This is a genomic window from Microbispora sp. NBRC 16548, from assembly GCF_030268985.1.
Lineage (GTDB): Bacteria > Actinomycetota > Actinomycetes > Streptosporangiales > Streptosporangiaceae > Microbispora > Microbispora catharanthi.
The window spans coordinates 1-26,573 of sequence record NZ_BSSF01000036.1 but is presented as its reverse complement, the minus strand read 5'-3'; the positions used below and the strand labels follow the sequence as shown (position 1 = coordinate 26,573).

23 protein-coding genes and 2 pseudogenes are annotated in these 26,573 nt (G+C 72.0%); 12 read left to right on the top strand and 13 right to left on the bottom strand.

Annotated features, from left to right (window positions below):
* Positions 1 to 263: 263 nt before the first annotated feature.
* The gene (locus tag QSK36_RS42480) at positions 264 to 1,487 is read left to right on the top strand and encodes a permease (protein WP_285786362.1); all 1,224 of its coding nucleotides are present in this window, start codon (positions 264 to 266) and stop codon (positions 1,485 to 1,487) included.
* 95 nt (positions 1,488 to 1,582) lie between these two features.
* On the opposite strand, the gene QSK36_RS42475 is transcribed toward QSK36_RS42480, so the two are convergent.
* The 5 genes from QSK36_RS42475 to QSK36_RS42455 all read right to left on the bottom strand — a co-directional run bounded on the left by QSK36_RS42475 (position 1,583) and on the right by QSK36_RS42455 (position 5,848).
* Positions 1,583 to 2,383 carry a crotonase/enoyl-CoA hydratase family protein gene (locus QSK36_RS42475; protein WP_183533258.1) on the bottom strand — a complete coding sequence of 267 codons (801 nt, stop codon included), beginning with the start codon at positions 2,381 to 2,383 and terminating at the stop codon, positions 1,583 to 1,585.
* 277 nt (positions 2,384 to 2,660) lie between these two features.
* Positions 2,661 to 3,347 carry a 50S ribosomal protein L11 methyltransferase gene (locus tag QSK36_RS42470; RefSeq protein ID WP_285786361.1) on the bottom strand — a complete coding sequence of 229 codons (687 nt, stop codon included), beginning with the start codon at positions 3,345 to 3,347 and terminating at the stop codon, positions 2,661 to 2,663.
* Positions 3,348 to 3,905 (bottom strand): DinB family protein, encoded by a 558-nt coding sequence (locus tag QSK36_RS42465; RefSeq protein WP_221263176.1) that lies wholly within the window; start codon positions 3,903 to 3,905, stop codon positions 3,348 to 3,350.
* A gap of 404 nt (positions 3,906 to 4,309) precedes the next feature.
* Entirely contained in the window at positions 4,310 to 4,924 is a 615-nt protein-coding gene (locus QSK36_RS42460; RefSeq protein WP_183533256.1) for a trimeric intracellular cation channel family protein, read from the bottom strand.
* 171 nt (positions 4,925 to 5,095) lie between these two features.
* Positions 5,096 to 5,848, bottom strand: a complete 753-nt coding sequence (locus tag QSK36_RS42455) for a dioxygenase family protein (protein WP_285786360.1) — start codon at positions 5,846 to 5,848, stop codon at positions 5,096 to 5,098.
* Positions 5,849 to 6,231: 383 nt separating this feature from the next.
* On the opposite strand from QSK36_RS42455, the gene QSK36_RS42450 reads away from it, so the two are divergent.
* Positions 6,232 to 7,488, top strand: a complete 1,257-nt coding sequence (locus tag QSK36_RS42450; RefSeq protein WP_285786359.1) for a PP2C family protein-serine/threonine phosphatase — start codon at positions 6,232 to 6,234, stop codon at positions 7,486 to 7,488.
* A 19-nt stretch (positions 7,489 to 7,507) separates the two neighbouring features.
* On the opposite strand, the gene gap is transcribed toward QSK36_RS42450, so the two are convergent.
* Positions 7,508 to 8,506 (bottom strand): type I glyceraldehyde-3-phosphate dehydrogenase, encoded by a 999-nt coding sequence (gene gap, locus QSK36_RS42445; RefSeq protein ID WP_285786358.1) that lies wholly within the window; start codon positions 8,504 to 8,506, stop codon positions 7,508 to 7,510.
* 154 nt (positions 8,507 to 8,660) lie between these two features.
* Complete coding sequence (locus QSK36_RS42440) at positions 8,661 to 9,608, bottom strand: GlxA family transcriptional regulator (RefSeq protein ID WP_139579104.1); 948 nt, start codon at positions 9,606 to 9,608, stop codon at positions 8,661 to 8,663.
* A 214-nt stretch (positions 9,609 to 9,822) separates the two neighbouring features.
* Between QSK36_RS42440 and QSK36_RS42435 the strand changes: the two genes are divergently transcribed.
* The 6 genes from QSK36_RS42435 (at position 9,823) to QSK36_RS42410 (ending at position 17,334) form a co-directional block, all read left to right on the top strand.
* Positions 9,823 to 10,956 (top strand): LLM class flavin-dependent oxidoreductase, encoded by a 1,134-nt coding sequence (locus tag QSK36_RS42435; protein WP_183533250.1) that lies wholly within the window; start codon positions 9,823 to 9,825, stop codon positions 10,954 to 10,956.
* The gene (locus tag QSK36_RS42430) at positions 10,953 to 12,161 is read left to right on the top strand and encodes an LLM class flavin-dependent oxidoreductase (protein WP_285786357.1); all 1,209 of its coding nucleotides are present in this window, start codon (positions 10,953 to 10,955) and stop codon (positions 12,159 to 12,161) included. The genes QSK36_RS42435 and QSK36_RS42430 overlap by 4 nt, the downstream gene beginning before the upstream one ends.
* Before the next feature lie 88 nt (positions 12,162 to 12,249).
* The gene (locus tag QSK36_RS42425; protein ID WP_183533246.1) at positions 12,250 to 13,860 is read left to right on the top strand and encodes an ABC transporter substrate-binding protein; all 1,611 of its coding nucleotides are present in this window, start codon (positions 12,250 to 12,252) and stop codon (positions 13,858 to 13,860) included.
* Positions 13,857 to 14,879: an ABC transporter permease gene (locus tag QSK36_RS42420; protein ID WP_285786356.1), complete on the top strand. Its 1,023-nt coding sequence runs from the start codon at positions 13,857 to 13,859 to the stop codon at positions 14,877 to 14,879. Before QSK36_RS42425 ends, QSK36_RS42420 begins: the two co-directional genes overlap by 4 nt.
* Positions 14,876 to 15,718 (top strand): ABC transporter permease, encoded by an 843-nt coding sequence (locus tag QSK36_RS42415; RefSeq protein ID WP_183533244.1) that lies wholly within the window; start codon positions 14,876 to 14,878, stop codon positions 15,716 to 15,718. Before QSK36_RS42420 ends, QSK36_RS42415 begins: the two co-directional genes overlap by 4 nt.
* Complete coding sequence (locus tag QSK36_RS42410; protein WP_285786355.1) at positions 15,715 to 17,334, top strand: dipeptide ABC transporter ATP-binding protein; 1,620 nt, start codon at positions 15,715 to 15,717, stop codon at positions 17,332 to 17,334. The genes QSK36_RS42415 and QSK36_RS42410 overlap by 4 nt, the downstream gene beginning before the upstream one ends.
* 118 nt (positions 17,335 to 17,452) lie before the next feature.
* Here QSK36_RS42410 and QSK36_RS42405 read toward each other — a convergent pair whose 3' ends face one another.
* Together QSK36_RS42405 and QSK36_RS42400 are read right to left on the bottom strand one after the other, a co-directional pair.
* A complete protein-coding gene (locus QSK36_RS42405) occupies positions 17,453 to 17,761 on the bottom strand; it encodes an SbtR family transcriptional regulator (protein ID WP_285786354.1) in 309 nt (102 codons plus the stop codon).
* Positions 17,762 to 17,869 (bottom strand): annotated as a pseudogene (locus QSK36_RS42400) (TetR family transcriptional regulator); the annotation flags it as partial.
* An 8-nt stretch (positions 17,870 to 17,877) separates the two neighbouring features.
* Between QSK36_RS42400 and QSK36_RS42395 the strand changes: the two are divergent.
* Positions 17,878 to 18,885, top strand: a pseudogene (locus tag QSK36_RS42395) (MFS transporter); the annotation flags it as partial.
* Between the two features lie 49 nt (positions 18,886 to 18,934).
* Here QSK36_RS42395 and QSK36_RS42390 read toward each other — a convergent pair.
* From QSK36_RS42390 to QSK36_RS42380, 3 genes are all read right to left on the bottom strand, one after another.
* Complete coding sequence (locus tag QSK36_RS42390; protein ID WP_285786353.1) at positions 18,935 to 20,125, bottom strand: LLM class flavin-dependent oxidoreductase; 1,191 nt, start codon at positions 20,123 to 20,125, stop codon at positions 18,935 to 18,937.
* Positions 20,122 to 21,474, bottom strand: a complete 1,353-nt coding sequence (locus tag QSK36_RS42385) for an NtaA/DmoA family FMN-dependent monooxygenase (protein WP_285786352.1) — start codon at positions 21,472 to 21,474, stop codon at positions 20,122 to 20,124. The genes QSK36_RS42390 and QSK36_RS42385 overlap by 4 nt, the downstream gene beginning before the upstream one ends.
* Before the next feature lie 96 nt (positions 21,475 to 21,570).
* Positions 21,571 to 22,269 carry a GNAT family N-acetyltransferase gene (locus QSK36_RS42380; RefSeq protein WP_285786351.1) on the bottom strand — a complete coding sequence of 233 codons (699 nt, stop codon included), beginning with the start codon at positions 22,267 to 22,269 and terminating at the stop codon, positions 21,571 to 21,573.
* Positions 22,270 to 22,593: 324 nt separating this feature from the next.
* Between QSK36_RS42380 and QSK36_RS42375 the strand changes: the two genes are divergently transcribed.
* The 3 genes from QSK36_RS42375 to QSK36_RS42365 are packed head-to-tail and all read left to right on the top strand — an operon-like array spanning position 22,594 to position 25,304.
* On the top strand, positions 22,594 to 23,556 hold the full coding sequence (locus QSK36_RS42375) for an amino acid ABC transporter permease (RefSeq protein WP_285786350.1): 963 nt from the start codon (positions 22,594 to 22,596) through the stop codon (positions 23,554 to 23,556).
* Positions 23,553 to 24,317 carry an amino acid ABC transporter ATP-binding protein gene (locus tag QSK36_RS42370; RefSeq protein ID WP_285786349.1) on the top strand — a complete coding sequence of 255 codons (765 nt, stop codon included), beginning with the start codon at positions 23,553 to 23,555 and terminating at the stop codon, positions 24,315 to 24,317. Before QSK36_RS42375 ends, QSK36_RS42370 begins: the two co-directional genes overlap by 4 nt.
* Before the next feature lie 18 nt (positions 24,318 to 24,335).
* Positions 24,336 to 25,304 carry an ABC transporter substrate-binding protein gene (locus QSK36_RS42365; RefSeq protein WP_285786348.1) on the top strand — a complete coding sequence of 323 codons (969 nt, stop codon included), beginning with the start codon at positions 24,336 to 24,338 and terminating at the stop codon, positions 25,302 to 25,304.
* A gap of 17 nt (positions 25,305 to 25,321) precedes the next feature.
* Here the strand turns inward: QSK36_RS42365 and QSK36_RS42360 are convergent, their stop codons facing one another.
* On the bottom strand, positions 25,322 to 26,311 hold the full coding sequence (locus QSK36_RS42360; protein WP_285786347.1) for an Acg family FMN-binding oxidoreductase: 990 nt from the start codon (positions 26,309 to 26,311) through the stop codon (positions 25,322 to 25,324).
* Between the last annotated feature and the right edge of the window lie 262 nt (positions 26,312 to 26,573).

Sequence of the window (26,573 nt, the reverse complement as noted above, 5' to 3'; positions counted from 1 at the left end):
CTACAACGTCGCGGCCCTGCCGCTGGCCGCCGCGGGCCTGCTCAACCCCATGATCGCCGGCGCGGCGATGGCGTTCTCCAGCGTCTTCGTCGTCAGCAACAGTCTCAGACTCCGCCGCTTCCGCTGAACCAGCGCGTACGAAGGGCCTCCGGCGACTCGCCCGGAGGTCCTTCCGGATCGGAATGCGCTATCCACGGCAGGTGAACGGTGTAACCCGATCCCAGCCGGAAAGCTGAAGGCAAGAGTGGAAGAGGGAGCAGGTCATGGATTGGTTGTGGCGCGCACTGGCGATCGCGGGGTCCATGACCTGGGAGATCCTGTGGGCGCTGATCCTGGGGTTCACCCTGTCGGCGATCGTGCAGGCGGTGGTCCGCCGGGAGGCGATCAGCCGGACACTCGGGGATGACTCCCCCCGAGCCCTGGCTGCGGCGACCGGATTCGGCATGGCCTCCTCGTCGTGCTCCTACGCCTCGGTGGCACTGGCCCGCTCGCTGTTTCGCAAGGGGGCGAGCTTCACCGCGGCGATGACCTTCGAGATCGCCTCAACCAACCTGGTCGTCGAACTGGGCATCATTCTGGCCCTGCTCATGGGCTGGCAGTTCACCCTGGCCGAGTTCGTCGGCGGACCCATCATGATCGTCCTGCTGGCGGTGCTGTTCCGCGTCTTCCTGCGCCGGCGCCTGGTCGACGACGCGCTCCGTCAGGCCGAGCGGGGCGTCGCGGGGTCGATGGAGGGGCACGCCGCGATGGACATGTCCGTCACCGGACCGGGCTCGTTCTGGCGGCGGCTGAGCTCGGCCAAGGGCCTCACCTCGGTGTCGCACATCTTCGTCATGGAATGGGCGGCCATCTGGCGGGACATCGTCGCCGGTCTGCTGATCACCGGGGCGCTGGCCGCCTGGGTGCCGATGGGCTTCTGGCAGAGCTTCTTCCTGACCGACCATCCGCTGTGGGCCCGCATCTGGGGACCGCTGGTCGGCCCGATCGTCGCAGTCATCAGCTTCGTCTGCTCCATCGGCAACGTACCGCTGGCGGCGGTGCTGTGGAACGGCGGAATCAGCTTCGGCGGGGTGGTCGCGTTCATCTTCGCCGACCTGATCATCCTGCCGATCCTGAACATCTACCGGAAGTACTACGGCGTGAAGATGGCCGCCTTCGTCGCCGGCACCTTCTACGCCACCATGGTGCTGGCCGGCTACGCGGTCGAGCTGCTGTTCACACTGCTGGGCCTGGTGCCGAGCCACCGCAACGCCTCCGTGGTGGAGGCCCACATCTCCTGGAACTACACCACCTGGCTCAACATCGCCTTCCTGGTGCTCGCCGCGGTGCTGCTCATCCGGTTCTTCACCACCGGCGGCCTGCCGATGCTGAAGACGATGGGCGGCGGCCCCGACGACACCCAGCACGCCCACGATGCCCACCACGCCGACCACGGCCACGACGGGCCCGCGCCCGCCGCTCCCGAGGACCGGAACCGCCACCCCTAGCGTCGGCGCGGTGACCACAGGTCCGGGCCGCCGTGGCGTACCTGCCGGCCTGGTTTCCCGAGGAGCCTGCCGACCACGCGGGCGGAGTGTCGCGCCTACTCCGGCCTCGGCCCGGAGGGATGAGTGGGGGCGACACCGTGACGGCCGGCGCCGGCGGCGAAGCGGGCGGCGCCGGCCATGCCCTCGCGTTCCACGATCGGGACGCCCGCCGCCCCCTCGGCGCGCAACGCCTCGGCCAGGGGCAGGTCCAGGGCGGCGTAGGTGGAGGCCCGGTCGGTCAGTACGCATTCGAAGGGGAACGCCGCGATCTGCCCGGCCAGCTCACGGGCCGCCTCGACCGCCCGGCCCGGCTCGGCGATCCGGTTGGCCAACCCGATCGCGAGGGCTTCGTCGGCCCGCACCGGACGGCCGGTGAGGATCATGTCGAGGGCGCGGCCCAGGCCGACGATCCGCGGCAGCCGGACCGTGCCGCCGTCGATGAGCGGCACCCCCCAGCGACGGCAGAACACCCCCAGCACCGCGTCGGACTCGACGATCCGCAGGTCGGCCAGCAGCGCCAGCTCCAGGCCACCCGCGACCGCGTATCCGCTGATCGCGGCGATCAGCGGCTTGCTCAGTCGCATCCGGGTCGGTCCCATCGGGCCGCTGCCGCCTCCCTCGGGATCCAGTTCGTTGCGCCGCTCGGGGTCCGCGACGGCGGTCAGGTCGGCGCCCGCGCAGAAGGTGCCGCCGCTGCCGGCCAGGATCGCCACCCGCTGGTCCTGGTCGGCCTCGAACTCCTCGAACGCCGCCCGCAGTTCCCCGGCCATGGCCCGGTCGACGGCGTTGCGCCGGTCGGGCCGGTCCATCCAGATCGTGGTGATCGGTCCCTCGACCTCCACCCGCACGTCACCCATCGCTACTCCCGTCACGTCACGGCCTGTGCGGCCCTGCGGTGGAAACGAGACCACGTTAGGTCGCGAGGCCGGAGCTGCGGGAGTTCAGGACCAGCGCTCGTGCCGTCCACGAGCGCACCGGACGGCTGGTCATGGCCGACATATCGACGTACGACGAGGGCGTGGCGGCGGTGCGGGGCCGGCGCCGACGTCGTCGGGACATCGAATTCGGGTGCAGTGCCAGGTGGCCAACAGCCGGCGCCGGAACGTGCTCGGGGACCGGAGAGCGGCGTGCTTGTCATGCTTCTCCAATCGCGCTTGCCGACGGAGGGCGGGACCGAGCCGGCATCGGGTGCTCCCGGTGGAGTTCCCAGATGCCGACTGGTCCGAACAAGTCGGGGACGAGGGCGCGCCACGCCGGGTCGTAGGACAGTTCTGTCATCGCCACGCATCGGGGCGCCGACCAGCCCGGGAACACCAGCGTGTCGAACCGTAGAGCAGCCGCGGCGGTGGTCCGCACCCTGGCCGCCCCGGTGTGGGACACGACAAGACGGATCGCCGCGAGTCCGTCTGGCCCACCGCCGTCGTGGAGGTGCCGTTGATTCCGAGGTACGGCGGGCAACAGGGCGGCTGGGCGCTGGGGCGGATTGACCGCCAGGAGATCGGCGTTCATCGGGCGCAGTTGGCTCCAGTCCGCTTCCCACAGGGTCAACCGGGAGCGCGCCTGCGGGCCGAGGACACGCGTGACGTTGGCGGCGGTGTCGGCCAGCGCCTTGGCGTCGTAGTCCTGGGCCACGACGTGCCGAGCTCCCGCCGCCAGCGCGGCCACGGCCACCAGACCGGCCCCGCACCCGGCGTCGATCACCGTCAGATCCCCGCAGTCGTCCATGGTGGCGGCCAGGAACGCCGAGAAAAGCGACGGACGGTGAACGCCGTCGCTCGTCAGAAGGACGCGCCCGACCTCGGCCCACCGTTCGATATCCACTTAGAGGCCTACCGCGCCGTCGATTCCCTGACGGAGGAGGTCGGCGTGCCCGTTGTGCCGCGCGTACTCCTCCACCATGTGCACCATCACCCACCGCAGCGTGATCGTGCCTCGCCAGGAATCCCTACCGGTCACCTCCAGGCTCTCCGCCGCGGCCACGAAACGGTCGGCGAAGTCGACTTCCTCCTGCCACAGGCGCCAGGCCTCGGAGACCGTCTCGGCAACGGGTGCGGCATCGTCGAAGGCCGCGTCCGCGTGGTCCTCCCTGCTGAAGTGCGGTTCGGCCGCCTGCCCTGCCAGGTCCCGGCGGAACCAGCGGCGCTCGACGTCAGCCAGATGCCGCACCAGGCCCAGCAGTGACAAGCCGGAGAAGGACACCGAGCGCTGGGCGAGGGCCTCCGGGTCCAGATCAGAGCACTTCAGCCTCAGCGTCTGGCGTTGCCAGCGCAGAAAGGCGGCGAGCATGGCCTTCTCGTCGCCTCCGGTCGGCACGTCGATTCTGGGGTCGGCGCTCTCCTCGACGAACATCTCGGCAAACATCGGCCTTTCAACGGTCATTCAAGTCCTCTATTGAACTCAGCGAAGCCGTCCTGCACGGCTGCGTCGACGGCCGGTTACTCCGTAACGATCACGGAGAACGGCCGAGTCCCGCAACAGGCGTTCCTCGCCTGGCGCCCCAGGACGGAGACCAGCTCCGTTCATCACGCGGATCTGTGCGAGGGAGTCCACCCGTCGCGAGATCCCGCGGAAGGCGCCGGCGTTGCCGTTGTCGGCTGCACCGCCCCGGCGGCGGATGCTGGTCGCCGCGATGGCGTACGGCCCGCAGGCATGCGCGGCGGGAGAGCCCGACGGCGGCAGGGCTGAGCGTGGTCAGGCGGCCAGGCGTAAGGACGAGACGGCCGGGGCGTCGTCCCGCGCATCGCCCGGCGCGGCATGCGCCTGGGAGGCCACCGCTGCAGCCCTCACTCCCTTTCGCGAACGCCCCTGGCCAGGGGCGCCCGCCAGCGGTACCGCATGGCGAGCATGCGGAACGCGAAGGCGAGCACCGCCGAGGACAGGGTGGCGGCGAACCCCCGCACCTCCATCGCGTACAGTACGGCCATCATCGCCGAGCCGAGCATCGCCGGCACCGCGTAGAGCTCCCGGTCGTAGAGCAGGGTCGGCCTCTCGCCGGACAGGACGTCTCTGATGACGCCGCCGCCGACCGCCGTGCAGACCCCGAGGAACACCGCGTGCATCGGTGCGAGGCCGTAGTGCAGCGCCTTGGATGTCCCGACCGCGCAGAACAGGCCGAGGCCCGCCGCGTCGAAGACCAGCACCCCGGGCATCGCCCGCTCGACCTGGGGATGCCAGAAGAACGCGATGACGGCGGCCACGATCGGCACGAGGAGATAGCCTGTGTCCCGCAGCGCGGCGGGCTGCACGCCGATGAACAGATCGCGCACGATGCCGCCGCCGACGGCCGTGAAGAACGCGAGCACCGCGATGCCGACCGCGTCGAGCCGTTTGCGTACGCCCTCCAGCGCGCCGGACAGGGCGAATACGAAAATTCCGACAAGGTCGAGCACGGGGGTCACAGACGCTCAGTCTCCCATATATCGGGCGAACCACCGCGTCAAGATCAGTGTGATGAGACCCGGCGGCCGGTGGCGAGGCCCAGGGGTGTTGCGGCCATCGGGGACCGCGACGGGGTGCCCCTCGTGCGTCCGGTGTCCGCCCGAGCCTGGCGGTCTGCCGAGAGCAATGACCTATTTGCCGTTCTTCTCGGGGTCGACGGCGAAGGTGATCACGCCGAGGTAGCCGTCGCCGTCCTCGCTCACCTTCATGAGCATGCCGGGCTTGTAGATGGTGTCCTTGTCGTTGAAGGTGTCCCTGCCCGTGTGCCCGGAGTAGGGCTGCTCCTTGAACACCGTCGCGTTCAGATCCTCGTCGAACATGACCTGTGTCGTCAGCGTGCGCTCATCGCCTACGTGCACCATGGCGTGGATGTGCACGGTCCGGCCCCGGTACCAGCCGGGCCAGATCGTGGTGAACTGCACGATGCCGTTCTTGTCCGTGACCTGGGCGCCGCGCAGATAGCGCTTGTCGTCGGTGGGGGTGAGGTCGGCCATCCCGTCGTCAGCGGAGGGACCGCCGCCGGGTCCTCCGGGCATCCCGGAAGGGGGCGGCCCGCCGGGTCCTCCCGCCGGCATGCCCGAGGGGGGCGGACCGCCTGGGCCGCCGCCGGGTCCTGGTGCGCCGCCTCCGCCGCCCTGCCCGCTCGACTGCGCCTCGGCTCCCGAGTAGAGGCCGGCCGCGTCGCAGTGCCAGATCTCGACGACGGCGTTCGCCAGCGGCGCGCATTTCTCGCTGTCCTGCACCTTGACGGCGACCTTCAGCCGCTTGCCCTGCCGGTCCTCACGGATGTCGGAGCGGATCTTGTCGGCGTCGAAGTAGTACGGCCCCTGAGTGGCCGCGGGCGTCAGGACGCAGGTGTTGGAACCGGCGAAAAGGCCCGTCAAGCCGACCGGGGTGCTGGTCGTCGGCGGGGCCGCGGCGCTTCCTCCACGCCACGCTCGCCGAACTGGAGAGCGCACCGGAACCGGCTCGCGACCCCCGATCTGTATCCGAAGGTCCTCGACCTGCTCGTCGACATCGTCGCCACCGGCCTCACCCGGCCGCGGGGACGCCGAGATTCGGCGGTAGGGGCCTTCGCCTGCTCGCACCCCGGCCCCTGGCCTGCGCATGCCCTGCACGTTGGCTCTGTGTGAAGCGAGCCCGGGTAGCGTCGGGAATGTGCCGTCGAGGGCCTGGGGTCCGCACCCCGTCGGATGCGGCCCTGCCGGCGATCTTTCCGCCCCGAGACCGGCCGAGGGCAGCAGGGGGTGGCAACAGGGGGCGGCAGGTGAACGGGTGTCCTGACACCGGGCGCATCTGGGGCGGTCTGGTGCGCGACCTTCATCTGACGCCCTTGGACGATCTGGCGTCCTCCGTCATCGAGCACGTCAGGCCGCTCGGCTACCGCGAGGTCATGATCTATGTGGCCAGCCTGCGGCCGCTGTATCTCGTGCCGCTGCCGGGGCAGTGCGACGCGTACGGCGAGCCGCTGAACCGCGTCGCCATCGACACGACCCTGGCCGGGCGCGCCTACCGCAACCTGGAGATCGTCCAGGCGCGTCCCGCCGTCGATCCGTACGTCGCCGAGGCCGCGGAACCGCTCGGCAGCGAGGGGCCGCGGCGCCTGTGGGTGCCGATGCTTAACGGCACGGAACGGGTCGGCGTGCTCGGCGTGACCGTGCCCGTGGTCGACGAGGCCACCGAGCGGATCGCGAACGAGCTGGGCAGCCTGGTCGCGCTGCTGGTGGTGAGCAAGCGCGCCTGCAGCGACGCCTTCGTGCGGCTGGTGCGCACCGAGGAGATGCACCTGTCGGCAGAGATGCTGTGGACCCTGCTGCCCATCAGGAACTTCGCGACGGACACGGTGACGGTCAGCGCCGCGCTGGAGCCGGCCTACCGCGTCGGCGGGGACGCCTTCGACTACGCCCTCGACGGCGCCACCCTCCACCTCGGAATCTTCGACGCCATGGGGCACGACACCTCCGCCGGGCTGACCGCGGCCATCGCCCTGAGCGCCTACCGCAACAACCGCCGCCGGCGCCGGGTCGGGCTGCTCGAGGTCAGCGACGCGATCGACGAGGCGATCGCCGGCGAGTTCGGCACCTCACGCTTCGCCACCGGGGTCCTGGCCGACCTGGATCTCCGCACCGGATGGCTGACCTGGGTGAACCGGGGGCATCCCCCGCCGCTCGTCCTTCGGCAGGGGCGGGTGGCCTCGGTGCTGGACAGCCCGCCGGACACCCCGATGGGCCTGCGCCTGGGTCCGGCCGCCGTGCTCGCGCGCCGCAAGCTCGAGCCCGGCGACCGGCTGTTGTTCTACACCGACGGCATCGTGGAGGCGCAGACCCCGGACGGGGAGAGGTTCGGGCTGGACCGCTTCGCCGACTTCGTCATCCGGAAGGAGATCGACGGCGTCTCCCCTCCGGAGACCCTGCGCCGCCTGGTCCACTCGATCCTCGTCTACCAGCGCGGCCAACTACAGGACGACGCCACGGTGCTGCTGGTCGAGTGGCGCACCGAGCGGCACCACCTGCTCACGATGTGAGCCGCGCGTACGGCGGCGCTCAGGTGCGCGCGAGCAGCTCCAGCGTGTCGACGACCCGGTTGGAGAAGCCCCACTCGTTGTCGTACCAGGCCACGACCTTGACGTGCCTGCCCTCGACCCGGGTGAGGGCGGCGTCGAAGATCGCCGACGCCGGCTGGCCGGTGATGTCGCTGGAGACCAGCGGCTCGTCGGCGTAATCGAGGATGCCCTTGAGCCTGCCGTCGGCGGCGGCGCGGTAGGCCGCGAGCACCTCGTCGCGGGTGACCTCGCGTGAGACGGCGGTGTTCAGCTCCACGATCGACCCCACCGGGACCGGCACGCGGATCGAGTCGCCCGACAGCTTGCCGTCGAGGTTCGGCAGCACCAGGCCGATGGCCTTGGCGGCCCCGGTGGTGGTGGGCACGATGTTCACGCCGGCCGCGCGGGCGCGGCGCAGGTCGCGGTGCGGGCCATCCTGCAGGTTCTGCTCCTGGGTGTAGGCGTGCACCGTGGTCATGAAGCCGTGCTCGATGCCGGCCAGGTCGTCCAGCACGGACGCCAGCGGCGCCAGCGCGTTCGTGGTGCAGGAGGCGTTCGAGACGATCACGTGTTCGGCGGGGTCGTATGTCTCGGTGTTCACGCCGTAGGCGAGCGTGACGTCGGCGCCGTCGGAGGGGGCGCTCACCAGCACGCGCCTGGCGCCCGCGTCGATGTGCGCGCGAGCGGCACGCGCCGCGGTGAAGCGGCCGGTGGACTCCAGCACGATGCCGACGCCGAGCTCGGCCCAGGGCAGCTTGGCGGGCTCGCGTTCGGCGAGCACCGTGATGCGGCGGCCGTCGACCACGAGGTCGGTGCCGTCGACCTCTACGGAGCGGCCGAGGCGGCCGAGCGCGCTGTCGTACCTGAGCAGGTGGGCGAGGGTCTCGGGGGCGGTGAGGTCGTTGACGGCGACCACTTCGAGGTCGCTGTCACGTTCGAGCAGGGCGCGGAGGGTGTTGCGTCCGATGCGGCCGAATCCGTTGACGGCGATGCGAGTCATGGGCGTTCCTTTCGTTCCGCGCTCCATGATCGGCATCCGGACGCCCGGCCGACAGTGGCTCGAACGACAGCGTACGCAAGGATCCAGCCAGAAGTTTTGCCAGCGTGCGCAAGGATCTCGCCACATCCTCCCGTGCGCGGGCGGGCCCGGGAGTTCAGGCTGAGAAGGTGTGGCGATACTCGGTGGGGGAGGTCCCGAGGATGCGCTGGAAGTGCAGGCGCAGGTTGGCGCCGGTGCCGAGCCCGACCCGGTCGGCGATCTGCTCCACGCCCAGGTCGGTGCGTTCGAGCAGCTCGCGTGCCAGGTCCACGCGTGCCCTGAGCACCCACTGCATCGGCGTGTAGCCGGTGTCCTCCACGAACCGCCGGGAGAAGGTGCGCGCCGACACCCGCGCGTGGCGGGCGAGGGTCTCGAGGGTCAGCCGTTCGGACAGGTGCGCCAGGGCCCACTCACGCGTGTTCGCGAACAGGTCGCCGAGCGGCTCGGGGACGCTGCGGGGCACGTACTGCGCCTGACCCCCGCTGCGGTAGGGCGCCGCCACCAGCCGTCTCGCCACGTGGTTGGAGAGCCCGACGCCGTGGTCGCGCCGCACCAGGTGCAGGCACAGGTCGATGCCGGACGCCGCGCCCGCCGACGTCAGCACGTCGCCCTCGTCCACGAACAGCACGTTCTCGTCCACCCGCACGAGCGGATGCTTGCCGGCGAGGGCCTTCGTGTAGTGCCAGTGGGTCGTCGCCCGCTTGCCGTCGAGCAGGCCCGTCGCCGCCAGCGCGAACGCCCCTGTCGAGATGGCCGCGAGCCGGGTTCCGCGCTCGTGGGCGGCCATGAGCGCGCCGACGACCGCGGCCGGCGGTTCCGTGGTCGCCGGCTCTCGATAGCCGGGGATGAACACGGTGTCGGCCTGCTCGAAGGCGTCGAGGCCCTCGGCCACGTGATAGGAGAGGCCGTCGCCGCCGGTCACCAGTCCGGGCGCCGCGCCGCACACCCGCACCTCGTACGGCATGCTCGGCCGGTTGGAGAACACCTGCGCCGGGATGCCGACGTCGAGCGGTTTCGCGCCCTCCAATACGAGCACGGCGACGCGATGGTTCTTCCGGCTCATCGGCCTCCTTCGGCTCTCCCTCGGTCCGGCGGCGTCCCCCCGCACCGTGACCGCGATGACCTCCACCGCAAGCATCCTGCCACCGGCCCGCGCCACTTCAGGCAGGCGTGGCGGCGGGGGGCTTGAGGATGGCGGACTTCCTCGCAGCCGTTGACAAAGCATGCTTTTCCTACATAGTTAGTAGGTATAGCCCATTCGAGAGGTATGCGACCACGTGAAATTCCTCGCCATCACCCTCATCGCGCACGGGCCCGACCCGCTGACCGGCGAGACCAGGTCCACCACCGAGCGGTTCCGCGACGTCGTGGACACCGCCGTACTCGCCGAGGAGCTGGGCTTCGACGGCTTCGGAGTGGGAGAGCGGCACGAGCGGCCCTTCATCTCCTCCTCACCGCCGGTGGTGCTCGGCCACATCGCCGCCCGGACCTCCCGCATCCGGCTGTTCACCGCGGTCACCACGCTCAGCCTGCTCGACCCCGTGCGGGCGTACGAGGACTACGCGACGCTCGACCACCTGTCGGGCGGCCGTCTGGAGCTGATCATCGGCAAGGGGAACGGGTCGGCCCAGGCGCGGCTCTTCCACGTCACCTCCGAGGACCAGTGGGACCGCAACCGGGAGGCGTACGAACTGTTCCGCAGGCTCTGGCGGGAGGACAGGGTCACCTGGGAGGGCCGGTTCCGGCCGTCCCTCACCGACGCGGAGACCTGGCCGCGCCCGTTGCAGCGGCCGATCCGGGTCTGGCACGGCAGCGCCACCAGCAAGGACTCGGTCGATCTGGCCGCCCGCTACGGCGACCCGCTGTTCTCGGCGAACGTCACCAACCCCATCGAGCCGTACGCCGAGCTGGTCGACCACTACCGCGAACGCTGGGCGCACTACGGGCACGACCCGGCCGACGCGCTGGTGGGCGCGGGCAGCGCCGGCTTCTACGCGGCGCGCACCTCCCAGGAGGCGATCGCGACCTACCGGCCGATCTACGACGCCCGCGTCGCGCTGTTCCGCAAGTCGGGCGTGGAGCCGGTCTTCCACTCGCTGGAGGACGCCGTCGAGCGCGGCTCGATCCTCGTCGGCAGCCCCCAGCAGATCGTCGACAAGGTCCTCCGCTACCACGAGCGGCTCGGCCACGAGGTCATGCACATCAGCGCGGACGCCGACGGCCTGACCCGGGCGCAGCACCGGGCGGCGCTGGAGCTGTTCCAGAGCGACATCGCCCCCGTGCTGCGCAAGGAGATCCCGAGCAGGCCGTTCCCCGCCGCCCCCGGGACCCGGCAGGGAGACAGCGCGGCCCCGCAGAGCACCGACGCGACCCATCAGAGCACCGCCACGAGCACCGGAGCGCCGGCATGACCGTCCCCCAGCCGACAGAACAGCCCACAGCACAGCAGGTCGACCGGCCGGTTCCCCTGTCGATCCTCGACCTGTCCCCGATCCCGTCCGGCAGCGGCGCGGGAGACGCGTTGCGCAACAGCATCGACCTCGCCCGCCACGCCGAGCGGTTCGGCTACCTGCGCTACTGGGTGGCCGAGCACCACTTCGCGGCCGGCGTCGCGAGCTCGGCCCCGGCGGTGCTCATCGGCCTCATCGCGGCCGCGACCAGCCACATCAGGGTGGGCTCAGGAGCGGTGCAGCTCGGCCACCAGACGCCTATCGCGGTGGTCGAGCAGTTCGGCCTGATCGACGCGCTCCATCCCGCCCGGATCGACCTCGGGCTCGGCCGTTCCGGGCAGCGCAGGGCCGAGATCGTGGCGAAGGCCGACCGGTCTCCCGAGGCGGCCCGAACCTCGGAACCCCGCGAGTCCCGGGTGGTGGACGGGCTGCTGATCCCGCGCGCGTTCTCCTTCGCCGAGCTGGCCCGCTCTCCGCAGCTCGCCCTCCAGGCCGCGCTGCTGCAACAGCCGGGCGCGCGGACCCCCGACTTCGCCGAGCAGGTCGACGAGGTCATCGCCTTCCTGGAGGGCGCCTACCGGTCGCCGGACGGGATCGCGGCGCACGCCGTGCCGGGCGAGGGCGCCGAGGTGGAGCTGTGGATCCTCGGCAGCAGCGGCGGGCAGAGCGCGAAGGTGGCGGGGGAGCGCGGCCTGCCGTTCGCCGCCAACTACCACGTCAGCCCGGCGTCGGTGCTGGAGGCCGTGGAGGCCTACCGCGAGGCGTTCACCCCCTCCAAGGCGCTGTCCGAGCCGTACGTCGTCGTCTCCGCGGACGCGGTCGTGGCCGAGGACGACGCGACGGCCAGGGAGCTGGCCAAACCCTACGGCCTCTGGGTGCGCGCCATCCGCACGGGCCAGGGGGCGATCCCCTATCCGACGCCCGAGGAGGCGGACGCGCACGTCTGGAGCGAGGCCGACCGCGAACTGGTGGCCGACCGCGTGGACACCCAGTTCGCGGGCTCCCCGGAGACGGTCGCCGAGCGGCTGCGCGTGCTCCAGCGGGTCACGGGCGCCGACGAACTGCTGGTCACCACCATCACGCACGGACACGCCGACCGGGTCCGCTCCTACGAGCTGCTCGCGGAGGCGTGGCACGGAAGACACGCGCCGGGGGCGAAGTCGTGACCGTCTCCGGCGTCCGTCCCGGCGTCCCAGGCCGGGACCCGCTGCCGGAGGCCGAGGCGTTCCACGCGGGCACAGCAGGAGGACCACTGTGAAGGTCGTCAGGGGCGCGCTGCCCTTCATCCTCGTCGCGGCCCTGGCCGCGTGCGGTTCCCAGACACCGGAGGCGCAGGCGGGCGGCGCCTCTCTCACCTGGGCCGTCGAGACCGAGCCCATCACGTTCAACCCCCATCTGTGGGCGCAGAACAAGGCCAGGCTGCTGGTGTTCAACCAGTTCGACGCGCTCCTCGCGCGCGGCGAGGACGGGGCGTTCGTCCCGTGGCTCGCCCGGTCGTGGAAGGTCTCGGACGACGGGCGCACCTACACCCTGGAGCTGCGCGACGACGTCACCTTCCAGGACGGCACGAAGTTCGACGCGGCGGCGGTGAAGGCGAACCTGGACAAGCTGCGCGAGCCCGGCTACAACCCGACGGTCGCCGCCATCCAGTTGCACGCCTTCGACAGGGCCGAGGTGCTCTCGCCCACCACTCTGAAGATCACGCTGAAGGAGCCGGACGGGCTGTTCCTCGACTTCCTCGCCTCGCCGTACGCGGGGCAGGTGTCCCCGAAGTCCCTCCGGGAGGCCAGGGATCTCAAGGCCGGCGGCCCGGACGTGGTCGGCACCGGCCCGTTCGTCCTCGACCGGTACGTGCGGGGCCAGGAGGTCCACTACCGGCGCAACCCCCGCTACAACTGGGCGCCGCAGGGCAGCGCCCACCAGGGACCGGCGTACCTGCCGGAGGTCACCTACCGCTTCCTGCCGCAGGCGGCCGTCCGTGTCGGCGCGCTCACGTCCGGGCAGGTCCAGGTCGTCGAGGGCGTCCCGGCCACCGACGTCCAGTCGATCAAGCGGGACTCCGCGCTGTCCTTCCAGTCGGCGCTCAACTCCGGCACGTCGTTCTCCTACTACTTCAACACCTCCCACCCGCCCTTCGACGACAAGCGCGTGCGGCAGGCGTTCCGGGAGGCCGTCGACGTCGACGCCGTGCTGACGTCCGTCTACCAGGGCACCGCCAAGCGGGCCTGGAGCGTCGTCGGCGACACCAGCCCCTTCTACGACCCGTCCCTGGAGAGGACGTACGGCGGGGACGCCGCCAAGGCGAACGCGCTGCTCGACGCGGCGGGCTGGACCGGGCGCGACGCCGAGGGCTACCGCGTCAAGGACGGCAGGCGGCTGACGGTCCGCTCGGTGGCGTCGGCGCCGTTCGTCCGCGACCGCAGGGACATCCTGGCCCAGGCCGTCCAGGCGCAGGTCAAGCAGACGGCGGGGATCGACTTCCAGGTGAAGATCGTGGATCAGGGCACGGCGCAGAAGGCGCTCGACGACGACGCGTACGAGATCTTCGAGAACTCGCGCGGCGACTCCGACGTCGGGGCCGCGCTCAACCTCATCCTGCCGAAGGGCGGGGCCATCAACCGCACCCACTACGAGGACGCCGACCTCGACGGCTGGCTCGCCGACGCGTCGGCGAGCTCCGACGCCGCCGAGCGGAAAGCCCTGTACGCCAAGGTCCAGCGCAAGGTGGTGGCCGACGAGGCGATCGTCTTCCCCATCTACGTCCCCTCTGACCAGATCGCGGCGAGCAGGAACGTCCAGGGTCTGGGCTTCGACCCCGTCTCCGGCACGCCGCGCGGCGTCTACGACGTGCGGATCGCCGCGTGACGGCGGCGCTACCGGCCCGGCAGCCTGCGACACCGACACCGGCACCCGCCAAGCCGCCGCCCGCGCGGCGGCGGCTTTCGGCCCTGCGCGCGCCCGCCTGGCTGGGCGCGCCGGTCCGGAGGCTTGTCTCGGCGGTCGCCGTGTTGTGGGCGGCCGCCACGACCGCGTACGCCGCCCTGCTGCTGGCGCCGGGCGACACCGTCGACATCCTCGTGGGCGACGGCGCCGACACGCCAGAGATCCGCGCGCAGATCGTCGCCGAGTGGGGGCTGGACCGGCCCGAGGCCGTGCGCTACCTGAGCTACCTCGGCCGCCTGCTGCACGGCGACCTCGGCCGTTCCTACCAGCTGCAGCGCGACGTCGGGGAGGTGCTGGCCGGGCAGGTGGGGCCGACGGTGCGGCTCACCCTGGCGGCCGCCGCGGTCGGCGTGGTGCTGGCACTCGTCCTGGCGGTGGCGACGGCGGGCAGATCGGTCTGGCCGCGCCGGATCGTCTCCGCCGCCGAACTGGTGGCGGTGTCGGTGCCGCAGTTCGTGATCGGCATCGTGCTGCTGTTCGTGTTCTCGTTCTCGCTCGGCTGGTTCCCCGTCTCGGGCGCGGCCGACCCACAGGCGCTCGTCCTTCCCGCGCTCGCGCTCGGCCTCCCCGTCGCCGGCGTGCTCGGGCAGGTGCTCAGAGAGGGCCTGGAACGCGCGCTGGAGCAGCCGTTCGCGGTGACGGCGCGCTCGCGCGGCCTCAGCGAGCGTGCCGTGGTGGCCCGGCACGCGCTGCGGCACGCGCTCCTTCCCGCCGTCACCCTCACCGGCTGGTTCACCGGCGTCCTGCTCGGCGGGGCCGTCATCACCGAGGCCCTCTTCGGCCGCCCGGGGCTCGGCCGGGTGACCATGCAGGCCGTCAGCGCCAAGGACATGCCGGTCGTGATGGCCGTCGTCATCCTGTCCGCGGCGGTGTACGTGACGATCAGCGCCCTGCTCGACCTCGCCTACCGGCTCATCGACCCCCGGCTCAGGAGCGCATGATGGCCGTCGCCGCACCCGCTCTCCGGCCGGGCGCCCGCCCGCGTCCCGGCCTCGTCCTCGCCCTGCTCGTCATTGCCGTCCTGGTCGTAGCCGTGGCGGCCCCCGGCCTGGTCACCCGGGTCGATCCGCTGGCGGCCGACCCGCTGCGGGCGCTGGCCCCGCCCGGCGCGGGCCATCCGTTCGGCACCGACCACCTCGGCCGCGACGTGTTCGCCCGCGTCGTGTACGGCGCCCGCCACTCGCTCGGCATCGGGGTCCTCGCCACCGCGCTCGCGGTGGGCGCGGGCTCGCTGCTCGGCCTGGCCGCCGGGCTGGCGACCCGCCTGGCCGGTGAGGCGCTGGCCCGCCTGTTCGACGTGCTGTCGACCTTTCCCGAGCTGCTGCTCGCGCTCCTGGTGATCGCGATCACCGGCCCCGGCACGTGGAGCGTCGTCGCCGCGATCGGGATCGCCCAGATCCCCACGTACGCGCGGGTGGTCCGGGCGCAGACGTTCGTCGTGCGCCGCTCCGGCTACGTCGAGCAGGCGGTGACCTTCGGCCACTCGCGGGCTCGCGTCGTCGCCCGGCACGTGCTGCCCAACGTCGTGGGGCCGGTCCCCGTGCTGGCCACGATGGGGCTCGGCCAGGCCGTCATCGCCACATCCGGCCTCAGCTTCCTCGGCATGGGCCCCCAGCCGCCCGCCCCCGAGTGGGGCACCATGCTGGCCGAGTCGCGGGACTACCTGCGCGTCGCCTCGTGGGTGGCCTTCTCTCCGGGAGCGGCCCTCACCCTGTCGGTCGTGTGCCTGACGATCGCCGGGCGGCACCTGCAGCGGCGTTTCGAGGGAAGGACACCATGACAGAGCTCGCGATCACCCGCGCCCACTCCGCCCCCGACCCCGCCGCCGCTCCTCCGCTCGTCGCGGTGGAGGACCTGCGGGTCTCCTTTCCCGCCTCCGGCGTCGAGGCCGTACGCGGGCTGTCGCTGTCGATCGCGCCGGGGGAGTGCGTCGCCCTGGTCGGCGAGTCGGGATCGGGCAAGAGCGTCACGGCCCGCGCCCTCATCGGCCTGGCGGGTCCGGGCGCGAAGGTGCGGGCGTCGGCCTTCCGCGTCGGCGGCGGGGACGCCCTGACCTTCGGCCCGCGCGAGTGGCGCCGCCTGCGCGGCCGGTTCGCCGGACTGGTCCTGCAGGACGCCCTGGTCTCGCTCGATCCGCTGCGCACCGTGGGGGCCGAGATCACCGAGGTGCTCGCCGAGCATGACGTGGTGCCCCGCCGGGCCCGCCCGGAGCGCGTCCGATCGCTGCTGGAGGCCGTGGGAATCCCGGACCCCGAGGTGCGCGCGCGGCAGCATCCGCACCAGCTCTCCGGCGGGCTGCGGCAACGGGCTCTGATCGCCTCCGCCATCGCCGCGGAGCCGGAGCTGATCATCGCCGACGAGCCCACGACCGCTCTCGACGTGACCGTGCAGGCCCAGATCCTGCGGCTGCTCGCGGACCGGAAAGCGGCCGGGACGGCGCTGCTGATGATCAGCCACGACCTCGCCGTGGTGGCCGCGGTCGCCGACCGCGTCCTGGTCATGAAGGAGGGTCTGGTGGTCGAGGAGGGTCCGGCACGGGAGGTGCTGACGGCTCCGCGGCACGACTACACCCGGGCCCTGCTGGCCGCCGTGCCCTCCGCTTCCGCCGTGCCGCGCCGTCCGGATCGCTCCCGCGGGGCCGCCCCGCGTGGTCCCGTGCTCGCCGCCGGGGGGCTGTCGGTCGCGTACGGCTCGCGCAGGGCCGTGGCCGACGTCTCCTTCCGCCTGCACGCGGGGGAGACGCTCGGCGTGGTCGGCGAGTCGGGATCGGGCAAGACGACCCTCGCGCGGCTGGCCCTCGGCCTGCTCGCGCCGGACGCGGGTGAGGTGACCCTGCGGGGAGGCCCGTGGAGCGGCCTGCCCGAGCGACGGCGGCGCCCCCTCCGCCCGGCCGTCCAGGTGATCGCGCAGAATCCGCTCGACTCCTTCGACCCGCGTCACACGGTGGACCGCCTGGTCGCCGATCCGCTCTCCGCGCTGCCGAGGCGGCGGCGCCGGGAGCGCGCCATCGAACTGCTGGGCCGGGTCGGGCTGCCGCCCGAACTGCTCGGCCGGCGTCCGCGCGAGCTGTCCGGCGGCCAGCGGCAGCGCGTGGCCATCGCCCGCGCGCTCGCGTCCCGGCCCGAGGTGCTGATCTGCGACGAGCCCGTCTCCGCGCTGGACGTGTCGATCCAGGCCCAGGTGCTCGACCTGCTGGCCGAGATCCAGGCCGAGGACGGGACGGCGCTGATGTTCATCTCCCACGACCTGGGCGTCGTACGCCATCTGAGCGACCGGGTCCTGGTGATGAAGGACGGCCGTGTGGTGGAGGAGGGGGACGCCGGCGAGGTCTTCCATCACCCCCGGCACCCGTACACCCGGGAGTTGCTCGCGGCGGTGCCCCGGCTCCCCGAGTGAACCGGTGCGGCGAGGGTCAGTGCGGCAAGGGTCGGTCTTCGCGGGTGGTGATGCCCTCCAGCACCAGTTGCAGGAACCGCGGGCTGCCGTCTCTGCCGGAGGCGGCCTGCTCGCGCACCTAGGCCGCGCCGCTGAGGAGGTCGAACAGCTCCTCGGGTGTGAGGTCGGGCCGCACCCTGCCGGCCGCCTGGGCGGCGCGCAGCAGATCGGCGCCGCTGCGGTGCATCGCGGCGCACATGGCGTGGGAGGGGGTGCCCTCGTCGTACATGCTCCGGGCGAGGATGCCGACCAGGCCGCGGAAGGTGCTGAAGTGCACGACGGCCTCGCGCATCCACTCGGTCAGCGCGTCGAGGGGATCCGGCCCGGCGGCCAGCCGTTCGGCCCGGGCGACGAGGGTTTCCAGGCCGTCGCGGGTGGCGGCCTCCACGAGTGAGGCGCGGGTGGGGAAGTGCCGATACAGGGTGCCGATGGCGACGCCCGCCTGGCTCGCGATGTCCTCCAGCGAGGCGTCGGCGCCCGAGGTCTCGAACGCCTTACGCGCGGCAGCAGCGGGCCTTCGGGCTCTACTCCACGGTGACCGGTCTCGGCGCCTCCGCGGGCATGGTGCTGGGCGGTGTGCTGACCTGGGCGGGGGACTGGCGCTGGAGCCTGCTGGTCAACGTGCCGATCGGGCTGGTCGTGGCCGCGCTCGCCGCCCGGGCGCTCGGCGTGCGCGACGAGCCGACCAGATCCCGCTCGCTCGGCCTGCCCCGTGTTCCCGGAAAGCCCCGTGTTCCTGGCATGCGCAGCACGCTGCTCAGCACCGCCACACTCGCCGCCGCCGTGTACGGCCTCGTGCACGCCGCAGAGAAGGGCTGGGGCGACCGCTGGACGCCGACCGCTCTCCGCGCCACGGTCGTGCTGGCCGCGGTGCTGCTCCTGGTGGACCGGCGGGCCGCCGAGCCGTTGCTGCCCCTGGCCGTCCTGGCCGGGCGGGAGCGGGCCGGGGCCTTCGCCGGTGTGCTGCTGCTCGCGGCGGTCCTCACCGGCTTCCTGATCTACCTGGTGCAGTATCTCCAGGGGGTGCTTCACCTCGACGCGCTGCGCAGCGGTCTGGCCATCCTGCCGTTCGGCCTGGCGCTGCTCGTCAGCACCCAGATCCTCACCGCCCGCATCGCCGCGGTCGGCCTCAAGACCCGTGCGCTGCTCGGCCTGGCGGTGGTGCTCGCCGGGGCCGCCTGGCTGACCCGTCTCGACGGCGGCAGCGCCTACGCCGCCGATGTGCTTCCGGCCCTCGTCGTCATGGGGCTGGGCGTCGGCGTGGCGATCATCCCGCTCAACATGATCGTCCTGACCACCGCCCCGGCCGAGTACGCCGGGGTCGCCGCCGGACTGCTGCAGACCACGCTCACCATCGGGGGTTCGCTCGGCCTGGCCGCCATGCTGATCCCGCTCGGCGCGAAAGGTCTCGCCGAGGGTATCTCGTCGGTGTTCGCCTGGGCCTGCGGCGCGCTGGTCGCCGCCCTGCTCGTCGTGGCCGCCTCCTGGTATCGCCCGGGAGCGCGGGGCTGACGCGCCGCGCCGCACCGCCCGAGCCGGCCGGCTCGGGCGGTGCGGCCGCTCACGACGCCTTCGCGTAGCGGCTGGCGGGGCGGGCCAGGCCGAGCCGTCCGCGCAGGTCCGCCGTGTCGTACGCCGTCCGGAACGCGCCCGCGTTCTGCAGGGCGGGCACCAGGGCCCTGGTGATCGCCACCAGGTCGTGAGGCAGCTCTCCCGGCCGGAGGCGGAACCCGTCGACGCCCGCCTCCCGCCACTCCAGCAGCAGCCCGGCGAGCTCCTCGGGGGTGCCGGTGAAGACGTGGGCGTCCGAGTCGAGCTCGGCGCCGTCGAGGTCGTCCAGCCGGGCCTTCCGGCCGGCCGCGTCGCGGGCGTCGAGGAAGACCACCAGATCCGCGAAGATCCGCAACGGCGGCTCGGTGCGTCCGACGGCCGCCTCCGCCGCCCGGACGCGCTCGACGATCGCGGCGGCGTCCTCCCGGTGGCGTGGCGTGACGTACACGACGTCGGACGCGCGGGCCGCGAACTCGTACGGCAGTGTGTCGTGGGCCAGGGAGGTGACCAGCGGCTGGCCCTGCGGGGGGCGTGGGGTGATCGAGGGGCCCTTCACACTGAACCACTCGCCCCGGAAGTCGATGTAGTGGAGCCTGTCGCGGTCGATGAACCGGCCGGTCGCGACGTCGCGGATCTCGGCGTCGTCCTCCCAGCTGTCCCACAGGCGGCGGACCACCTCGACCGCGTCGGTGGCCTCGGCGAACAGGTCCAGCACGTGCTTGCCGAAGACGGGATCGCGGTCGCGAGAGTAGTCCTGCGGCGGGAACGGGGGGCGGCGGCCGAAGTGGGCCACGTGGTCGGGGCGGCCGGAGATCTGGGGCCGCCAGCCGGCCCTGCCGCGGCTGATGTGGTCGAGCGAGGCGATGCCGATCGCGACGTGGAACGGCTCGGTGTGGGTCGTGCCGGTGGTCGGCACGAGGCCGATCCGCGAGGACAGCGGGGCCACCCGCGACGCGATCAGCACCGCGTCGAGGCGCCCGCGCACCTGGTCGAGTCGCCCGTCGGGCTCGTTGAGGTGGGAGGACTGGAGGCCGAGCGCGTCCTCGAAGGTGACGAAGTCGAGCAGGCCGCGCTCGGCCTCCGTGACGAGTTCGGCCCAGTAGCCGGGGGTGAACAGCCGGTCCGGCCGCGCGCCTTCGGCCCGCCATGCGGCCGGGTGCCAGCCCGCCCCGTCCAGCGCGACGGCGAGATGCAGGGTCATGAGGTCTCCTCGATGCGGTTCGGAGTGCGGGGGGCGAGGCCGAGGTGGTCGCGGAGGGTGGGCCCGGTGTAGTCGGTTCGGAACACGCCCTTCTCCTGCAGCAGGGGGACGACCTTGTCGACCAGGTCGTCCAGCCCGCCGGGAGTCAGGTGGGGCACGAAGATGAAGCCGTCGGCCGCGTCGGTCTGCACGAAGTGATCGATCGCGTCGGCGACCGACCGCGGCGTGCCGATGAAGGTCTGCGGCGCGGAGACCTCGATGGCGAGCTCGCGGATCGAAAGGTTCTTCTCCTCGGCGAGGGCGCGCCACTTGGCCACCAGCTCGCCGCGGTCGCGGCGGAACGCCGCGTGGCCCTTGGACACGCCCTCGTCCAGGTTCGGCTCGACGTCGGGCAGCGGACCGTCCGGGTCGTATCCCGACAGGTCGCGGCCCCACACGGCCTCCAGGAAGTAGATCGCCGTCTGCGGGCTGACCTGCGCGCGGCGGATCTCGACGGCCCGTTCCGCGGCCTCGGCCTCGGTGTCGCCGAGCACGTACGTCACCGCGGGAAGGATCTTCAGCTCCTCCGGCCGCCGGCCGTAGGCGGCGAGCCTGCGCTTGACGTCACGGTAGAAGGCGCGGCCCTCCTCCAGCTTGCTGTGCCTGCTGAAGATCACATCGGCCGATGACGCGGCGAACTCGCGGCCCTCGTCCGAGTCTCCGGCCTGGATGATCACCGGGTGCCCCTGTGGGCCCCGCGGCACGTTGAACAGTCCCGAGATGTCGAAGTGCCGGCCCTGATGCCGGAAGGGGGTGACGCCGCCGGGCCGCAGGAACCGCCCCGACTCCGGATCCGCGGCCACCGCGTCCGACGCCCACGAGTCCCACAACTCCCTGGCGGTCTGCAGGAACTCCTTGGCCCGGGTGTACCGGTCGACCTCGTCCAGGAAGCCGCCCCGGCGGAAGTTCTCCCCGGTGAAGGCGTCGAAGCTGGTCACCACGTTCCACGCGGCCCGGCCGCCGCTCAGGTGGTCGAGCGTGGCCAGCCGCCGCGCCACCTCGTACGGTTCGTTGAAGGTGGAGTTCACCGTCGCGGCGAGCCCCAGGTGGGTGGTGACGGCGGCCAGGGCGGACAGGACCGTGAGCGACTCCGGGCGTCCCACGACGTCCAGGTCGTGGATGCGTCCCTTCGCCTCGCGCAGCCGCAGTCCTTCCGCCAGGAAGAAGAAGTCGAACTTCCCGCGTTCGGCCGTCTGGGCCAGGTGGCGGAACGAGTCGAACTCGATCTGACTGCCCGACGCGGGGTCGGACCAGACCGTGGTGTTGTTCACGCCGGGGAAGTGCGCGGCGAGATGGATCTGCTTGGTCACGGGGGACTCCTGACGTCTCGGCCCGGTTTTGCGCGAAAAAAACCTATTAACACAGTAGGGATACCGGGTTTTATCGTCAATCGTCCGGTCTTGCGCTCATGCGACCGGTACGTCGGCGGGCACCCGGATGGTGGCGAACGTCGTCCGCCGGCGGAGGCGGAAGCCGAGCGCCTCGTACACCCGGATCGCCGTGGTGTTGCTCGCGGCGGCGTGCAGGAACGGGGTCTCGCCGCGGGCGCGGATGCCGGCGGCGACGGCCAGCACCAGCCGTGACGCCAGGCCCTGGCGGCGGAAGGCCGGATCGGTGCAGACCGCGCTGATCTCCGTCCAGCCGGGTGGGTGCAGTCGCTCCCCGGCCATCGCGACCAGTGCGCCGCCGCGGCGGATGCCCAGGTAGGTGCCCATCTCGATGGTGCGCGGCCGGAACGGTCCCGGCTGCGTGCGTGCGATGAGGTCCAGCATCTCCGGCACGTCCGCCGCCTGCAGGCGGACCGCCTCGTCGTCGGGTGCGGGGACCACGTCGTCGCCGGCCAGTTGCACGCCTGCGCCGTGCGCGACCACCTCCCACCCGTCCGGTGCCGCGGCGGCCTCACCGGTGACCGGGACCGTCGTGCCGGGCCCCGCGAGCGCGGCGAGGTCGCTCCAGTCCGCGGGGCCGGGGCCGTCGGGCAGTGCGAAGAACGGGGAGACGTCATCCGGGTAGCGCACCGCGTTGCCGCGCCGTTCGGCGAGGTGCGCGTGCGGGCCGGTCAGCGACGCCCACACGGGGTTGTCCAAGAGGTGCCGGTCGCTCATCGCGGCTCTCCCCGGGACATGTCGTGGCCGGTGCTCACGCGCCCGCCTCCATGGCCGTCTCGTCGCGGGTGCGGCCGCCGGCGCCGCCACCTGCGGGGGACACGCATTCCTTCGGCATCGGACCTCCTGTTACTCGTCCTCATGTGGAGGCATCCTAGGCAATAACCTACTAAACAAGTAGGTCTTGACGGTATTGCGCTGCCTGTGCTGAAGATAGAGGCATGTCGGACACCGCGATCAGCGCGGTCGCCGGGAGGGTTGATCCATGACTGTCGAGCCCTTCGCGCTCAATTACGTCCACTTACCTCACGCCGCGGAGGCTCGATGACCGCGCCCGCCGTGCTGGAGGAGGCGGCGGCGGAGTCCGCCGGCTCGCTGACCGTGATCAAGGCGCGTCACCCGGGACGCTGGATCGCCGGCGCCGTGGTGGCGGTGCTGCTGGCAATGGCGGTCAACGCGCTGGTCACCAATCCGGCCTGGGACTGGCCGGTCGTCGGCGCGTACCTGTTCCATCCCTCGGTGCTGCACGCGGTGCTGTTCACCGTGGAGCTGACCGCGCTCGGCATCGTGCTCGGCTTCCTGCTGGGGACCGTGCTCGCGCTGATGCGGCTGTCCCGCGTCCCTCTGCTCGCCTCGGCCGCCTGGGGCTACGTGTGGCTGTTCCGCTCGGTGCCGCTCATCCTGCAGCTGCTGTTCTGGTACAACCTCGCCGCCCTGTACAAGCAGATCTCGTTCGGGGTGCCGTTCGGGCCCGCGTTCTTCTCCGTCGACTCGATGGACCTGATCGGGCCGGTGACGGCCGCCGCGCTCGGCCTGGCGCTGCACCAGGCGGCGTACGCCGCGGAGATCGTGCGCGGAGGCTTCCTGTCGGTGGATCCGGGCCAGCTGGAGGCGGCCGCCGCGCTCGGCATCCCGAGGGCCAGGCAGATCTTCCGGATCCAGCTTCCGCAGGCCATGCGGTCGATCGTCCCGGCGGCGGGCAACGAGATCATCGGCCTGGTCAAGGGCACTTCGGTCGTCTACATCATGGCGCTGCCCGAGCTGTTCTACCAGGTTCAGGTGATCTACAACCGCAACGGCCGGGTGATCGCGATGCTGCTGGTGGCCGCGATCTGGTATCTCGTCCTCACCACGGTGCTGTCGGCCGCGCAGTACTACGTGGAACGCAGATTCGGCCGGGGCCTCGCGCGGGCCCTGCCGCCCACGCCGCTGCAGCGGGTGCGCGGGATCCTCACCATACGGCGGGCCGCGCGGCGGCGGCGCCCGGCCGGGGGCGGGCGGCGATGAGCACACCCATGGTCGACGTGCGCGGTGTGCACAAGAGCTACGGCCCGCTGGAGGTTCTGCGCGGGGTGGACCTGCAGGTCCACCCCGGCGAGGTGACGGTGATCATCGGTCCGTCCGGGTCGGGCAAGTCGACGCTGCTGCGCAGCATCAACCACCTGGAGAAGATCGACCGCGGGTACGTCGCCATCGACGGCGAGTTCGTCGGCTACCGGCGGTCCGGTGACCGGCTGTACGAGCTGCGGGAACGCGAGATCCTGCGCCGGCGCACCCAGATCGGCTTCGTCTTCCAGAACTTCCACCTGTTCCCCCATCTCACCGTCCGGGAGAACGTGACCGAGGCCCCGATCTCGGCGCAGGGCCGCCCTCGCGGCCAGGCCGAGGCGCTGGCGACCGAGCTGCTGGCGCAGGTCGGCCTGTCCGACAAGGCCGACGCCTATCCGCGGCAGCTGTCCGGGGGACAGCAGCAACGCGTCGCGATCGCCCGGGCCCTGGCCCTGCGGCCCAAGGTCGTGCTGTTCGACGAGCCCACCTCGGCACTCGACCCCGAGCTGGTGGGCGAGGTGCTGGAAGTGATGAAGGCCCTCGCCCGCAGCGGCACCACCATGATCGTCGTGACCCACGAGATCGGCTTCGCCCGCGAGGTCGCCGACACCGTGGTCTTCATGGACGCCGGTCAGATCGTCGAGCACGGCCCGCCCCGGCAGGTGCTCGACCGGCCGAGGCACCACCGTACGCGCGCCTTCCTCAGCAAGGTGCTCTGAACCCTGAAGGACAATCGCATGTCACCATCCCGGTTATCCGTGCTCGGCTTGTCGGCTCTGCTGCTGGCCGCCTGTGGCACGGTTCCCGACGACGCGGCCGGGGCCGCTGCCGCTGCCGCGGCACCGCCCGGCGTCTTGAAGATCGACACGAGTCCGGAGCAGAACCGGATCCGGGCCGAGAAGGTGGAGGCGATCGCCGCCGAGGTGCCCGCCGCGATCCGGGCCAAGGGCGAGTTCCTGATCGGCACCTCCACGTTCGAGCCGCCGCTGTCGTTCGTCGCCGACGACAACGTCACCCCGATCGGGGTGGAGGAGGACATCGCCTCCCTCGTCGCCGACGTGCTCGGCCTGAAGCTGCGCATCGAGGCCACGTCGTGGGAGAACCTGTTCCTCGCGGTGCGGTCCGGCAAGTACACCGCCGGCTTCTCCAACATCACCGTCACCGAGGAGCGCAAGGACGTCTACGACTTCGCCACTTACCGGCTGGACCAGCTGGCATGGGAGGTGCCGAAGGACAGCACGATCACCTCGATCGCCAAGCCGGCCGACGTCGCCGGGCTCAGCGTGGCCGTGGGCTCCGGCACCAACCAGGAGAAGATCCTGCTGGGCTGGGACAAACAGAACCGCGCGGCCGGGCTGAAGCCCGCCCAGATCCAGTACTACAAGCAGGCGGCCGACACCTACCTGGCGCTCAAGTCCGGCCGGATCCAGGCGTATTTCGCGCCCAACCCCACCTCCGCCTACCACGCCGCGGTGAGCGGCGACACGAAGATCGTGGGCACCTACTCCGGCGCCGGCCCCACGCTCCAGGGGCTTATCGCCGCGATGACGCAGAAGGGCAACGGTCTGGCCAAGCCGATCGCCGACGCCCTCAACGCGCTCATCAAGGACGGCACCTACGCCAAGGTCCTCGCCCGCTGGGGCCTGTCCAACGAGGCCGTCCCCGAATCCCTGGTCAACCCGCCCGGCCTGCCCCGCGAGCAGTAGGCCATCTCGGCGCCGGCTCACACCGCGCAGCCTTCGCGGGTCCCGGCCGGAGAGGTTCTCAATTCAGCGGCGGGGCGGCGCGGTGCGCGGGGGACCGCAGGGCCGTACCCCAGTCGGATGATCATCTGAATGTGCCCGCGCCGGTGGTGGGGATCGCTGCGGCGGCGCATGTCGCGGAGGTCGAGCGGCTGGTTGAGGAACGAGGCCGAGATGCCGTGGACGGTCGCGGTCAGCAGCAGGCGTTGCAGCGCCTGGCCGGCGCGCAGCCAGTCGGCGGGGCCGTCGCCGGCGGTGGTGAGCACGGCAAGCTGGGGACGGGACTCGAAGTGGACCGGCCCGCGCTCCTTGTGCCCCCCGAAGTCCCGGACCGGTGCCGGGTCGTCGGCGCAGCCGGGCCCCCGCACGTAGGACGGCAGGCCGTCGCGGCGGTTTCCGCTCATCGTCCACGCCCGTAGCTCGGCCTGGTAATCGCCGTCCTTGGCGAGCTCGTCGTCGGCGATGGCGATGTGTTCCAGCAGGTCCGCCGCGGCGTGCCGGTCGAGCATGACCAGACAGGCTCCCTCGCAGGCGGCCGCGTGGCGCAGGTCGGCGAGCACATGCGGGGGAAGCGGCCGTTCGCTGAAGGGTTCGCGGTTGGTCCGGCGCAGGCCGATGCGGTCGTACAGTTCCCGCGTTCGCACAGAAGCCGGTCCGTACGGCGACACGCGGACGGCGGCCAGGAGCCGTGGTTCCTCCGCGGTGTTGGGCAGGAGCCAGATCAGCGGCCGGTGACCGGCTGTCCGCACGGCGAGCCGGAGGTTGAACAGGGCGGCGCCACAGCTCACGTGCAGCGAGCGACCGCGGGGGTCGCTGACCCGCAGCCGCCGGTCGGGGTCGGCCAGCAGCTCGGCGAACTCCCCGCGGACCGCTTCGAGCCGCCAGGGCTGCGTGTTGAGCACCGAGGGCGCCTGCCCGGCGGCGGTGAGCAGCCGGTGGAACGCGCGTTCTGTGGCGAAGGGAGAGTTCACGGCGCACCTTCTTCAGGGAGGTCTTCTGCGGGGGCTCGCCGTCGTCACGACGGAAGCAAGCCGGGCGGCCGGGCCAAGCCGGCGCCCACCCCCAGGGGGCCGGGGGTGGGCGCCGGAGTCTGCTGGGTGAGAATCGGTCTACTTGAGGATCGGGAAGCGGCGGACCAGGGGAGTGGCGGCCCACTGTGTGCCGAGTCCGAGGGTGGTGCCGGCGCCGGTGAGGGTGAGGCCGGCCAGGACGATGGCGTAGACGATGTGCTCG

What these genes read in the sequence shown, in the direction of transcription:
- QSK36_RS42480 (WP_285786362.1), top strand. Translation starts at nt 264, where the DNA reads ATGGATTGGTTGTGGCGCGCACTGGCGATCGCGGGGTCCATGACCTGG.
- QSK36_RS42475 (WP_183533258.1), bottom strand. Translation starts at nt 2,383, where the DNA reads ATGGGTGACGTGCGGGTGGAGGTCGAGGGACCGATCACCACGATCTGG.
- QSK36_RS42465 (WP_221263176.1), bottom strand. Translation starts at nt 3,905, where the DNA reads ATGACCGTTGAAAGGCCGATGTTTGCCGAGATGTTCGTCGAGGAGAGC.
- gap (WP_285786358.1), bottom strand. Translation starts at nt 8,506, where the DNA reads ATGACTCGCATCGCCGTCAACGGATTCGGCCGCATCGGACGCAACACC.
- QSK36_RS42440 (WP_139579104.1), bottom strand. Translation starts at nt 9,608, where the DNA reads ATGAGCCGGAAGAACCATCGCGTCGCCGTGCTCGTATTGGAGGGCGCG.
- QSK36_RS42430 (WP_285786357.1), top strand. Translation starts at nt 10,953, where the DNA reads ATGACCGTCCCCCAGCCGACAGAACAGCCCACAGCACAGCAGGTCGAC.
- QSK36_RS42415 (WP_183533244.1), top strand. Translation starts at nt 14,876, where the DNA reads ATGATGGCCGTCGCCGCACCCGCTCTCCGGCCGGGCGCCCGCCCGCGT.
- QSK36_RS42410 (WP_285786355.1), top strand. Translation starts at nt 15,715, where the DNA reads ATGACAGAGCTCGCGATCACCCGCGCCCACTCCGCCCCCGACCCCGCC.
- QSK36_RS42390 (WP_285786353.1), bottom strand. Translation starts at nt 20,125, where the DNA reads ATGACCCTGCATCTCGCCGTCGCGCTGGACGGGGCGGGCTGGCACCCG.
- QSK36_RS42380 (WP_285786351.1), bottom strand. Translation starts at nt 22,269, where the DNA reads ATGAGCGACCGGCACCTCTTGGACAACCCCGTGTGGGCGTCGCTGACC.
- QSK36_RS42375 (WP_285786350.1), top strand. Translation starts at nt 22,594, where the DNA reads ATGACCGCGCCCGCCGTGCTGGAGGAGGCGGCGGCGGAGTCCGCCGGC.
- QSK36_RS42370 (WP_285786349.1), top strand. Translation starts at nt 23,553, where the DNA reads ATGAGCACACCCATGGTCGACGTGCGCGGTGTGCACAAGAGCTACGGC.
- QSK36_RS42365 (WP_285786348.1), top strand. Translation starts at nt 24,336, where the DNA reads ATGTCACCATCCCGGTTATCCGTGCTCGGCTTGTCGGCTCTGCTGCTG.